Origin of the sequence: Ekhidna sp. (genome assembly GCF_965227465.1) — a bacterium.
Classification (GTDB): domain Bacteria; phylum Bacteroidota; class Bacteroidia; order Cytophagales; family Cyclobacteriaceae; genus Ekhidna.
Genome location: NZ_OZ245746.1, coordinates 1,557,245 through 1,570,477 on the forward strand (window position 1 = coordinate 1,557,245; position 13,233 = coordinate 1,570,477).

A 13,233-nucleotide genomic window follows, 5' to 3' on the forward strand; every position below is an offset into this window, starting at 1 on the left:
GAATGAAGAATATCTTGATTTTACTAATAGGACTAATCACTGTGAATACGGTAATGGCGCAGGAACCGGACTCAACAAAAACGGAACAAAAACCTGTTGCATCGGACACCATACCTAAACCTTCAGAACAGGTAAACTCAGAAGATGATGCTCCTAAGATCATCTATTATCAGAGCACAGAGCCTGAAAAAAAGCGAAAAAGAAGACAGGATATAAAGACGTTGAGCGGATCCATGAGCCACAGTGGCGGGTTTGGCGCATTGTCGTTTAGAAGCACCGAATTTAGAGATGAGGCTATGGTGCTGGCGGGTCTAAGAGGTGGATGGATTATTAACCGTACGCTTGGGATTGGATTTGAGGGGCACGGCATCATACCAACTGCTAAATTTTCGGATATCGAAGCAGGTTCTGAAGTGAATATCCTGGGTGGGTATGGTGGAATGTTTTTAGAGTTAATCTTCTTCTCCAATGAGGTGGTCCACATTACATTTCCTGTTTCAGGAGGAGCTGGTTGGCTGGGATATCACCGCACAAATGAGGATAACACCATGCCAGGCCCTATGGATAGTGAGATTGATAGTGACGTTTTTTGGTACGTGGAGCCCGGTGCAGATCTAGAGTTCAACATCAGTCGAAATTTCAGACTGGCGATGGGGGTAAGTAAACGCTTTACTCAAGACCTGGAGCTGGTGTTCACGGACTCTGATGCCTTTGATAACTTAAACTATTTCATAACGCTGAAAATAGGGGGATTTTAGTTCTGCCGATAAATGAAATAGAAAAAGCCTCTTCCAGAAATGGTTGAGGCTTTTTCAGTTAACGATTAGGTAAATTCTTGTATTACTTTCGATAAAGTGGAGCTAGCTTCTCCTCAAAACTCATAGCGTTCCATCTCTTAAAATATTCTTCTTCTGTTTCAGTTGAGAATCGGGCTTTAACGCCTGTCTTCACTTTAACATAAAGCGTAGGTCGATAATTTACATCTTTTGCATAGTTAGAAGTGAAAACATCTAGTTCATATTGAACAGAAGCATTGGCCATCAATAAAACGATTCCTTTATTATCATCCTTACCAGTAACAGGATCAGTCCATGCTGCAACTTCGCTTTTACTCAGGAGCAGCGGAATGAAGCCATTAAATTCAAAAGGACTTGGAAGCCTGTACATGTCTGAATAACTATACGCGTCTCCATCACTTCCTCTTGAGGAAACTCCCGGCAAACTCCAGTCCCCATTGCCAGATGTTGTCCATGTAACACCATCTTCGGTAAATGCCGGAGCATCGGGTAGAATAATTTTAGCTCCAATCCAATTGTCATCAGTAACGCCATCTTGTAGTACCGAGGAACCTCTCAAATAAAGAATTGCCTCGACTACCTCAAACTCTGCTGTCTTGGCAACTTCTGCAATTATTTGATCGATATCAGGAAACATAAGAAGTCCGTGACTGTCCGTTGATCCACGATCAACACTCAAAGACTCACCTCTTTCTGTCGGATTTTTATCTGTGATAGACACATCCAATACTCCGGTATATCCATCAAATCCTTCCTGAAAGTAAAATTCGTATATGTTATCAGAATTTCCGTCATTACCGTCTGATCCATTGGTTCCATCATTACCATCACAGACATAGGAAGTTGCATCGATCTCGCCCGCATCAAGCGAACCGTTTCCATTATCATCAACACCTGTTCGGATAATTATTCCGCCGTTGGTACATCCTCCCTGACTACCAGAGAATGAGGATACGGAAATAAGACTGTTATTTCCATTTGAGCCGTCCGATCCATCAGTTCCATCTTCTCCGTTACACACGTAAAAAGATGCGTCTACTTCTGCAGGATCCTCCAAATTGTTATTTTCATTGTCATCAATTCCCACTTGTACGAGCGTTCCGCCATTGGTACAGTTAAGACCCGGATCTTCAGCAGTAATTCGGATGATGCTGTTTTTTCCATTACTTCCATCTGCTCCATCATTACCATTGCAAACCGTATGAGAAGTTAAGATTTCATCACCTGCATCTTCCAGGTCACCATCGTTATTATTATCATATCCAAATGTTAATTTAACTCCTCCATTTGTGCAGGATCTATCGCTTTCAGAGATTACAAACACGTCTCTTCCATTCGTTCCATCCACTCCATTTGTTCCATCTGCTCCATTACAGGTATATACAGGACTGCCTATTACTTCACCAGCATCTAAGATGCCATTTGAGTTATTATCTAATCCAATTTCAATTTGAATTCCACCTGATGTACAGTTGACACCAGGTTCCTCTGTTGTTGTCCTAATTAAGGAGTTTAACCCATCTGATCCGTTTGTTCCATCATTTCCATCAACACCATTACAAACGAAGTAGGTAAAGTCTACCTCATCGCTTTGCAATACACCATCAACGGTTACATCATCCAAACCGATCTCGATCATTAAGCCACCATTGGAACAATTTGATCCCGGATTTTCGGTAGTGACCTTTGTGATACTTGACATGCCGTCTACACCGTCATTTCCATCGCTACCATCTGATCCATCAGTTCCATTACAGATGTAATTTTCAGAAACAATTTCGTCTGAGTCGAGTGCGCCATTACTGTCAGTGTCTAATCCCAGTTGAATTAAAATACCTCCATTGGGACAATTACTCCCAGAAGGTTCGGTAACAACATTTGATAAGGTATTGTATCCGTGGCTACCATCTGTTCCATTGCTTCCGTTTGCTCCATCGCAGATGTCATAGGTAGCATCAACTTCATCATCTCCGAGAGATCCGTTTTGATCATCATCTAAACCTATTTCAATGGTGATTCCGCCGTTATCACAGGAAGTGCTAGCGGTAACACGAATAAGACTTGTAAGCCCATTCGTCCCATCAGATCCGTCCGTCCCATTGCTTCCATCAGACCCGTCTTCCCCGTTGCAGACAAAGAATGAGGTTTGTATTTCATTATCGTCTAAAATGTTATTCGTGTTGAGATCCGTACCAACTTCTACTATTGTTCCTCCCTGAGGACAATTTTCCCCTGGGTTTTCCGGTGATGTTCGAGCTACAAGCATTGGAGCCTCATTGCTACTTCCGTCTGATCCGTTGCAAATAAAATTGATGGAGGTGATTTCCGATTCATCTAATGTTCCGTTGGCATTCGAATCCTGGCCAACTGCAATTTTTACGCCACCGTTGGTACAGTTTTCACCAGCTGGTTCATCTGATACAGCAACTAAGGCATTAAAACCATTAAGGCCATCAACTCCGTTGGTCGGCTCTGTAGGGTCTTCTGAGCAAGAAATGAAAATGAATACTAATAGGACGGTTTTTAAAATGTTTTGGGTGAAATTAAACATTGTGATAGTGAGATTATAGGGTAATTAATATAATGATTCTGCTAAAAAATATAATTTTATATTGATATGCAATTTTTTTCGACGAACACATCCTGTTCAATATTGAACAATATAAGGCAGTAGTGGATGGTTAACTTGTAGGATATCAGTTGATTATAATTTTTGGCATCCTTTATGACACTATGATAGATGAAAACCTAATATTACATTCATGATTACATCGATCAAGCTATTCATTCGATCCTTAAAAAGGAATAAGCTTTTTTCCTCCATCAATATATTGGGATTAACCGTTGGGTTCTTCTCTTCCATCCTGATTTACATGTATGTGCAAAACGAAATGAGCTATGATGATTTTCATGTAAATGGTGATCGAATCTATCGTGTCAATCAGACCTTTATTTGGGGAGAAGATAACCCCAACCTGTTCTCCAGCACCGGTCCAGGAGTTGGATATTCCATTCTTGCAGATGTACCAGAGGTAGAGCAAGTTGTCCGTATCTATACGGCTAATGATATGTTACCTATAACTTTTGAAAAGGGCGGACAAGAATCATTTTACAATGATGAGTATGTTTTAGCAGCAGATTCTACATTTTTTGATGTTTTCTCCTTTCCGCTTTTGCATGGTGATAAATCTAACTGCCTCACAAATCCTCGTTCTGTCATATTAAGTTATGATGTAGCGATGAAGTTTTTTGGAAGAGTGGATGTGATAGGTGAAACGGTTGAAATGAATCATGGAGATTTATTTAAAGTAACCGGTGTTTTTGCACCATTCGATAAAAACTCCTATTTGGATGACGTTGACCTGTTGATTTCCCTAAATAGTATTGAACGAATCAAAACCAGTGACTGGAATTGGATGTGGACGATGTTTGAGACATATATACTGATTAACAAAGGGGTTGATTCAGAAGTGGTTCAAGCGAAGCTGGATGAGCTTCCGCGTAAGCATGCAGGTCAAACCTTAAAGGCAATGGGTTATACCTATGACGATTACCTTGCTGCTGGCAAAGAGTGGAATTTGTATATGCAACCTTTTACGGATATCTACCTTCACTCACAGAATATTTACAATAGAATCAGTGGAGTTGGTGACATAAAGATTGTTGCAGCGTTGATTGGCTCTGCTGTTTTCTTGTTGATCTTGTCGTGCATCAATTTTATTAATCTAAGTACAGCTAAATTCACAAGCAGGGCTCAGGATGTTGCTTTAAGGAAAGTATTAGGGGGTAGTAGAGCTACTTTTATAAAGCGATTTTTTGGGGAATCGCTAATTTATTGCCTGGTAGCCACGATGGTATCGATTGCACTTGTGTTTTATACAGTTCCTATGATCAATCAATCATTGGGTACTGATCTTCAGTTTTCTATGTCCGCCCATCCTTTCTTAATACTGTTTATCGGATTACTTATTGTAATTGTGAGCATAGTAGCTGGCTTTTATCCGTTTGTTTTCTTTGATTCCTTTAAGCCTGTCAGCGCTATGAAAGGGGAATTGAAGACTGGCAGAAAAGGAGTCGGTATTAGAAATGGCATGTTGGTGACTCAATATGTCCTGTCCTTCCTTTTGATTATCGGTACAGTCACTATCTACAAGCAGCTAAATCATTGGATGAATGCTAATCTGGGATTTGAGAAAGAAAATCTATTATCGATTGAAAATGCTCACTGGACTGGTTCATTGGAGGAATTTGCAAATGAACTGGGAGAGTTAGAAGGAGTAAAAGGGACCTCTGTTTGTGATGCTGTTCCATTATTGATATCCAATGGGGACCAGTTTATTCCAGACGAACCCGATGCTGGGTCCGTACCCTTGAACTATGCATTAGCGGATGAAAATTATGTGGATTTGCTGGATGTGGAGATGATAGTGGGTAGATATTTTAATGAAACCTTTTCTAGTGACACGACCGCAATTGTGTTGAATGAGACGGCTGCAAGAACTATAGGGTGGCCAATTGATGAATCTATCATCAATAAAAAAGTCACTAACTGGAGTGGCACTTATCATGTTATTGGCGTTACCCGTGATTTCAATTTTTGGACGTTACATGCACCTATTGAACCATTCGCTATTTTTCATTCAAAATCGAATGCACAAGGGGGAAGACCGCTCACTCGGATTTTAGTTAAATCCTCCGGTCCCTTAACTGTTCAGAAAGAATTAAAGGAAAAAATTAAAGCAAAATGGGAAGAATTTGCCCCGGCCAGACCTTACGAAGAAATAGTAATAGCTGATCATTTTGCCCGTTCGTATCAAACAGAGGAAAGGTTTGGAAATGTGCTTTCATTTTTTGCGATCCTTACCATAATTATTGCTTCTTTAGGTCTTTTCGGAATCGTAGTTTTTTCATTGGAGCAGAAGCTCAAGGAAATTGGTGTCCGTAAGGTTCTTGGTGCATCGGTATCTAGTATTGTCATCCTTTTTTCAAAGAGCTATGTCAAGCTACTGGTCATAGCCTTTGCCATTGCTACACCAATAGGCTACTACTTTATGAACTCCTGGCTCTCAGATTTTGAATACAAGATTGAATTGGGAGTTGGAATTTTTGTGATGGCTTTCTTGGTGCTTATGATCGTTACACTAGCAATTTCAATGCTGCAAACAATGAAAGCATCACTGATGAACCCATCAGAAATACTAAAAGACGAATAGTCAATTCAATTACTTAATGCTTTCAGTGCTTCTTTAATATGACCTGCAGCACTAAAGTCAGCCCTGAAAGTATGAATTATCTGTCCCTTGGAATCAGCTACAAAGGTGACTCGTCCGGGAACCAAACCAAAGAGTGTTGTGGGTACGCCGAATGCTTTCAGCGCTTTCTTCTTTGGATCGCTTAAAAGAATAAAAGGAAGTCTTCTTTTGTCTGCTACCTTTTTATGTGATGCAGAACTATCCTGACTGATCCCAATGACTTCTGCACCAGCTTCTTGAAATTGCTCGTAATTATCGCGGAAGCCACAAGCCTGTGCGGTGCAAACGCTGGTATTATCCTTTGGATAGAAATAAATAACGAGAGGCTTGCCTTTGAAATCTGAGAATGAAACTAAGGCTCCATTTTGATCTTCTAGCTCTAAATCAGGAAGCTGGTCACCTTTACTTAGCATTTTTCTGGAAGGTTATCAGTAAAATAGGGAGTAGACTCAGGTCAATAATTAAAGCTATGATCAGAGATAAACTTACAAACAGGCCGAGATAAAACGTGGCTCCAAAATTTGAAAACAGGTATAACGAAAAGCCTGCACTCATGATTAGTGAGGTAATTAGCATAGCACTTCCTGCATGCTTGAATGTCATTTTCATTCTCTGGATTGGATCAGTTTCTTTATTTTTTAAATAGTAGCTCATCATGTGAATTGTATCATCTACTGCTATACCAAAGGCAATCGTAAAAATGATTGAGGTGGTCATTTTCAAGGAAATTCCTAACCAACCCAAGATACCTGCAACAACGATCAGTGGTATAATGTTTGGAATGAGGCTGATAATTAGCAGCTTCCATGATTTAAAATATATACCCAGGATTAACCCAATAACACCAATTGCAGTGAGAAGCCCCTTTAAAAGGTTAATGGATAATAGTTCATGGCTTTTGTCAATGAGGTAAGTCGTTCCCGTGATACGATAAGAAATGATCTGTTGATCGATGTGACTATTTAGGAATGCCAACATTTTCTTATTCCTGATATCTGTTTCATGTGATCCAAGTTCAGGAAAGAAACCAATAAGCCTACCGACTTTGCCGTCTTCGGTTACCAATTTATCTAGTCTCTTCGGATCTATTCTGTTTTTTAACCTTAATACCTGATTATATTTATTAGCTGCTTGAGGATAGACATAATTTTCATTTAACCCACCCTGATTTACCATATTTAAGTACTTAATGATTGTGGCAGGTGATTGGACTTTCGCAATGGGATAATCGTTGAGCAAATACTCTTCAATCTTAACAATTTGATCCATTACGGTTTTGTCCCAGATGGAGAGAGAGGTGTCCGCAACCTCAACACGTACCTCATAGGGTTTAGAACCTCCCAGCTGACTATCCGCATATTCGAAATCTTTTCTAACCTGGGAGTCTTCAGGAAGGTCATCAAGTAGAAATGAATTAATTTTTAATTGATTTATTCCGGGAATAAGCACAATCAATAATGCAAACGAGGATACAATTACTGCTTTCTTGTTCTTAAGGAGAAAAGTAAGCCATTTTTCAGGTACTTCGATAATCTTCTTATCAGAGGAATAATTGGTAAATGATGCGATCAGGAGTCCAAATGAGAACGTAACAATGAAGGCAATTAAAATTCCTATTGCTGCGAATAGTCCTAATAATTGCACAGGTTCTGTGTTAATCCATATGAGGCTGAGGAAGCCGATTGCTGTAGTTACCGAGGTAAGCAGTGTTGGAATCCACACAATCTTCAGCGCTTTCTTGATTTTTTCTCCTCCTTGAACCTCTTCGGATTTCTTTAGTGCATTCATCAAATGCACTGCGTCAGACATGGATACAAAGAATAATATAGGCGGTAGCAAAGAGCTGAGTAAGTTTATTTTGAAGCCAACCAATCCGATCAACCCAAACAGCCAAATAATTGAAAGGAGACTAATTAGAAAGGGAAGTAGCGCTGATTTAAAATTCTTAAAAATGAGGAGAAGCAATAAAAAGCTTAAACCCAGTGAGCCCAATAGAAACTTACCAAAATCATTTTGAATGTAGGATATAAACTCTCCAGCTGCGCTCAACTTACCCACCAATTTGATTTCAGGGATCTCGTATATTTCACCTTTCAGCTTTATAGCCTCCAGTATTCGCTCACTTCTTTTTTGATCGTTAAAGTGTTCGTGGTTTAAATAGATACTTAATGCTTTTCTGTTTTTGCTAAAAGCGGATTTGTAAAAGGGATTCCCAAAGATTCGAAGACTGTCCTGTCTCAATTGATAAGCATTGGGATTATCCGTATGCATAAGCGGAAAGATCACAAGTCCTGTTGGGGTTTTTACAACATGTTGTAAGGAGAGGGGTGAATAGACATTTTTGATGTCTGGAATTTTGATCAACGATTTTTCAAAAGTGTGTGCATTTTTAAGAAACTCTTCATTAAAAACCCACTCATCATTTTCGATGATGATATGCAGGTAATCATTATCATATCCAAATTGCTCAACATGCTCAGCGTAAGCTTTACTGTCTGGGTGATTGTTAGGGAAAAACTTTTCAAACTCAAAGTCAAAGGCCACATATTGTAGATTCCAGCCAAAGAAGATGGTTATGGCGACCAGTAAACTGCTCATTATCACCTTTCCCTTTGGGGTAATTAACCGCTCGACATATTTATCTAATCGTGAGCTCAGAGTTTCTTCGTTTAAAAGTTAATTTTGTTACCAAACTACGAACAGAATGCAACAATACCTGAACCTAATGCAACATATCCTGGACAAGGGCTCTGAAAAAGGAGACAGGACCGGTACAGGAACAAAAAGTGTATTTGGATATCAGATGAGATTTGATCTTAGCGAGGGTTTCCCTTGTGTCACCACAAAGAAACTTCATCTCCGATCCATCATTCATGAATTACTGTGGTTTTTACAAGGAGATCAAAATATAAGATACCTGAAGGAAAATGGAGTTTCTATTTGGGATGAGTGGGCAGATGAAAATGGAAATTTAGGGCCCGTTTATGGGGTACAATGGCGTAGTTGGGAAACACCTGATGGTAGAAAGATAGATCAAATAAAAAAGCTTATTGACGGTATCAAGAATAACCCCAATAGCAGAAGACATATAGTAAGTGCCTGGAATGTGGCTGATGTGGATGATATGGCCCTGCCACCATGCCACACCTTATTCCAGTTTTATGTTGCTGATGGAAAATTGAGCTGTCAGCTTTATCAAAGAAGTGCTGATGTTTTTTTAGGGGTTCCGTTCAACATCGCTTCTTATGCATTATTTACCATGATGGTTGCCCAGGTATGTGACTTACAACCGGGAGATTTTGTTCACACATTTGGAGACGCACATCTGTATAATAATCATCTCGAACAAGCCCATTTGCAGTTGAGTAGAGAAACAAGAGAGTTACCTACGATGAAAATCAATCCTGATGTTAAAGACATTTTTGATTTCAAGTTTGAAGATTTCGAATTAGTAAACTATGATCCACATCCGCATATTAAAGGTGCGGTTGCTGTGTAACATTTTGAGGCGTATACATGTCAATTAATAAGATAATCATCGATGGCGGAAAGTAGTGGAATATTTGACATGATTGGACCTGTTATGATAGGTCCTTCAAGTTCGCATACCGCAGGGGTGGTAAGAATTGGAAGAGTGACCAATAAGATTTTGGGAGGTGTGCCTGAACAAGCAGATATCACCTTTTATAACTCCTTTGCCAGAACATATGAGGGCCATGGAAGTAATCGGGCAATTCTGGCAGGTCTGATGGATTATAGAACAGATGACAAAAGGATAAAGACGGCACTCGAATTAGCTACAGAAGCTAATTTGAATTATAAATTCCGTTCGATTGGAAGCGCATCTACGTTTCACCCAAATACAGTTAGAGTGCTTGCCAGGAAGGGTGATAAGAATGTAGAGGTTTTAGGAGAGAGTAGAGGTGGGGGAGTAATACGAATCAAAGAAGTAAACGGATTTGATTCAAATTTCACAGCTAGTTTGCATACGCTCATTATAGAGGCTGATGACGTAAAGGGAAGCATTGCTTTTTTTACTGAGGTACTCTCACAAGATGAATGCAACATAGCGACAATGACGGTTTCCAGGAAAGGAAGAAATGATTTAGCATGTTTAATTCTGGAGATGGATTCCGGAATTGATGAGATAACATTACAGTATTTAAAGAAGAGGAAATGGGTACATAAGGTTATTTATATCCCGGATATTGATAAATAGTTCAAATCAAAAAAACGAACATTTTTCAGTTAAGGGGCTTTTATAATCAGCCATCCAAAATCAAATAATTCAAAATGAAAAAAATAGGACTAGTCACCATATTGGTATTAATAAGTTTTGCGACAATGAGTCAGCAAAAACGCATTCTCTCGCTACAAGAGTGTATTGAGATAGCTGTGGAAAACAACCTTTCTGTTCAACGCAGCGAGCTGAATTTGCAAAGCGCAGAAGTCAACTTGTTGCAATCTCAGGCACAGCGATATCCAACTTTGAATGCAAATGGAAATTATGGATATAACTGGGGTAGAGGTATTGACCCGACTACTAACCAGTTTACAACTCAACGTATCAACTTCAACGGTGTTAGTGCGAGCTCCTCCATGCCTATTATTAATGGTTTACAAACAACCAATTCCATAAAGCAGAGTAAGTTGAATAGAGATGCTTCTCAATATGATTTGAAAAAATCGATTAATGATATATCCCTAAACACTGCATTAAATTACTTAAATGTAATTTTTAATAAGGAGCTTTTAGAAAACGCAAAATTTCAACTGGAATCAAGCCAGCAACAGCTGGATCGTACTAAAAAATTAGTTGAATCGGGTGCTTTACCGATATCAAATGAGCTTCAGCTGGTGAGTCAGGTGGCTACCAATGAAGTGGCTTTAGTAAACGCACAAAATAATCTTGATTTAGCGCTTCTCGCTTTAAAACAATCACTTTTATTGCAGCCTGGACAAGAAATCGATATTGAAATCCCTGAAATTGACATTGATCAAGCTGAAATTGAAAATAGCAGAATAATTGATATCTACAATGAAGCGCTTTCTCAAATGCCGGAAATTCAGAGTGCTGACCTGCGAGTAAAAAGTGCTGATTTAGGATTGGATGTTTCTAAAGGTGGCATGTTTCCCACACTTAATTTAAGTGGAAGTATGAGTACTAATTATTCTGATGCATTTAAAGATTTTGCAATAATTAATGCAACACCAAGCGGATTGAGCCCTACGGTTTTTGAAACAGCTTCTGGTGAAGCAATTTTTGAGCAAGAATTCGATTTTGAACTACAAGAAAGTACAGTTCCATTATCAACTCAATATGATAATAACCTGAGTAAAAGGCTGACGCTTAGCTTGAATATTCCTATTATGAATGGTTTTAGAACACGAAGCGATATTCAACGTTCTAAGATTGCCCTTCAACAAGCAGAGATTGCATCAACTGAGCAACGTAATATTCTTTATCAAACAATCGAGTCGTCATACCGTAATGCAGTAGCAGCGGCAAAGACTTTTTCGGCATCACAAAGACAAGTGGAATCACTGGAAGAAACTTTCAGGGCGGTAGAAAATCAATACAATAACGGAGCTGCCAACTTTACAGATTATCAGGTTGCTTCCAATAATTTATTTCAGGCAAGAACTGATCTATCTCGTGCTAAATACGATTTCGTATTCAAACAAAAGGTACTCGAGTTTTATCAAGGAAAAGCATTAACATTTTAAACTGATCACCAATTTTATATATCTAAATTATCATGGCTAAAAAGAAAAAATCAAACAATAAAATACTCTATATCCTGGGCGGATTAGTGGTAGTTCTCGTGCTATTCGCATTAATTGGAAAGTCACAGGGCTGGGTAGGTCAGAAAAAGAAAATAGCTGTAGATGTTGCCAATGCTGAGAGAAACACCATCATAGAAAAGGTTAGTGCTTCCGGTCAGGTTCAGCCTGTAGTAGAGGTGCAACTCAGCCCGGAAGTCTCCGGAGAAATAATCGAACTTAAAATCCAGGAAGGCGACTCTGTTAGCAAGGGAGATTTTCTCCTAAGAATTAGACCTGACAACTTTCAATCTGCGTACGATCAGGCAGTCGCGGGTTTAAATCAGCAAAAAGCTGCATTAGCTCAAGCAAAAGCTGCTCGAGCAAGAGCTGCGGCTAACTTCAAGCGAGCAGAGCAAGATTATAAACGACAACAGACACTTTATGATCAAAAGGTGATTTCAGAGGCTGATTTCCAGCTGGCTGAAGCTAACTATCAAATAGCCGAGCAGGATTATGAGTCCGCAAAAGAAAGTGTTAACGCAGGAGAGTACATTCTCACAAGTGCAGAAGCCAGAGTTGCGGATGCAAAGGAAAATCTTCGACTTACCAGTCTTACTGCTCCAATGAGCGGAATCGTGTCAAAACTTCCGGTTGAATTGGGAGAAACAGTTCTTGGAACATCACAATTCCAGGGAACAGAAGTCATGCGAATTGCTGACCTTTCTAAAATGGAGGTAAAAGTCGATGTGAATGAAAACGACATCATTCGTATCAATGTAGGAGATACTGCAATAATCGATGTAGACTCTTATTCATACATGGACAAGACCTTCAAAGGGGTGGTTACAAACATTGCTAATACAGCCAATGATAAAATATCAGCTGATGCAGTAACCGAATTTGAAGTTCGTATTCGGATTTTAAATAGCTCTTATCAAGACCTGGTTAAGGAGCAGGGAATTCGATATCCATTCAGACCAGGAATGACTGCAAGTGTTGACATCATTACGGAGGTAAAAAGAGATATCCTTACAGTGCCGCTTGCTGCTGTTACTACCCGATCTGAAAAAGATAAAGATGATAGCGATGATGATAATTCTTCTTCCGGAAGTTTAGAAGATGAAGAAGTGGATGAAGTCATTTTTGTAGTGTCTGAAGGGAAAGCCGTACAGACAAAGGTCGAAACAGGAATAAGTGATTTTGATCGAATTGAAATTATATCAGGTGTTGAAGAGGGAACAGAAGTAATTTCCGGTCCATTTTTAGCAGTATCCAAGAGACTAAAGGACGGAGAAGATGTAGAGCCTAAATCAAAGAAAGGTGACAAAAAGGTAGATGAACCCGAAGATTAATTACAAAATGAAATTTTAATTGAAAACCCGCTTTTGGCGGGTTTTTTTGTAAGAATGCTTTTTACC

The 13,233-nt window shown here is 39.3% G+C and carries 9 protein-coding genes; 6 read left to right on the plus strand and 3 right to left on the minus strand.

Annotated features, from left to right (window positions below; genetic code table 11):
• Positions 1-2 precede the first annotated feature (2 nt).
• The gene (locus ACO05G_RS06910; protein ID WP_421765298.1) at positions 3-758 is read left to right on the plus strand and encodes a hypothetical protein; all 756 of its coding nucleotides are present in this window, start codon (positions 3-5) and stop codon (positions 756-758) included.
• Between the two features lie 82 nt (positions 759-840).
• Here ACO05G_RS06910 and ACO05G_RS06915 read toward each other — a convergent pair whose 3' ends face one another.
• The gene (locus ACO05G_RS06915; protein WP_421765299.1) at positions 841-3,348 is read right to left on the minus strand and encodes a DUF7151 family protein; all 2,508 of its coding nucleotides are present in this window, start codon (positions 3,346-3,348) and stop codon (positions 841-843) included.
• 211 nt (positions 3,349-3,559) lie between these two features.
• Here ACO05G_RS06915 and ACO05G_RS06920 point away from each other — a divergent pair, with 211 nt between their 5' ends.
• Positions 3,560-6,010, plus strand: coding sequence for an ABC transporter permease (locus ACO05G_RS06920; RefSeq protein WP_421765300.1), 2,451 nt, complete (start codon positions 3,560-3,562; stop codon positions 6,008-6,010).
• Between the two features lie 5 nt (positions 6,011-6,015).
• Here ACO05G_RS06920 and ACO05G_RS06925 read toward each other — a convergent pair whose 3' ends face one another.
• Positions 6,016-6,462, minus strand: coding sequence for a peroxiredoxin (locus tag ACO05G_RS06925; protein ID WP_421765301.1), 447 nt, complete (start codon positions 6,460-6,462; stop codon positions 6,016-6,018).
• Complete coding sequence (locus ACO05G_RS06930) at positions 6,452-8,647, minus strand: efflux RND transporter permease subunit (RefSeq protein ID WP_421765302.1); 2,196 nt, start codon at positions 8,645-8,647, stop codon at positions 6,452-6,454. Before ACO05G_RS06930 ends, ACO05G_RS06925 begins: the two co-directional genes overlap by 11 nt.
• A 106-nt stretch (positions 8,648-8,753) precedes the next feature.
• Here ACO05G_RS06930 and ACO05G_RS06935 point away from each other — a divergent pair, with 106 nt between their 5' ends.
• The 4 genes from ACO05G_RS06935 to ACO05G_RS06950 all read left to right on the plus strand — a co-directional run bounded on the left by ACO05G_RS06935 (position 8,754) and on the right by ACO05G_RS06950 (position 13,167).
• Positions 8,754-9,548, plus strand: a complete 795-nt coding sequence (locus tag ACO05G_RS06935; protein WP_421765303.1) for a thymidylate synthase — start codon at positions 8,754-8,756, stop codon at positions 9,546-9,548.
• A gap of 42 nt (positions 9,549-9,590) precedes the next feature.
• Positions 9,591-10,268 (plus strand): L-serine ammonia-lyase, iron-sulfur-dependent subunit beta, encoded by a 678-nt coding sequence (sdaAB, locus tag ACO05G_RS06940; protein ID WP_421765304.1) that lies wholly within the window; start codon positions 9,591-9,593, stop codon positions 10,266-10,268.
• 74 nt (positions 10,269-10,342) lie between these two features.
• Positions 10,343-11,776, plus strand: a complete 1,434-nt coding sequence (locus ACO05G_RS06945; protein ID WP_421765305.1) for a TolC family protein — start codon at positions 10,343-10,345, stop codon at positions 11,774-11,776.
• Between the two features lie 32 nt (positions 11,777-11,808).
• Positions 11,809-13,167 (plus strand): efflux RND transporter periplasmic adaptor subunit, encoded by a 1,359-nt coding sequence (locus ACO05G_RS06950; protein WP_348282471.1) that lies wholly within the window; start codon positions 11,809-11,811, stop codon positions 13,165-13,167.
• Positions 13,168-13,233 lie beyond the last annotated feature (66 nt).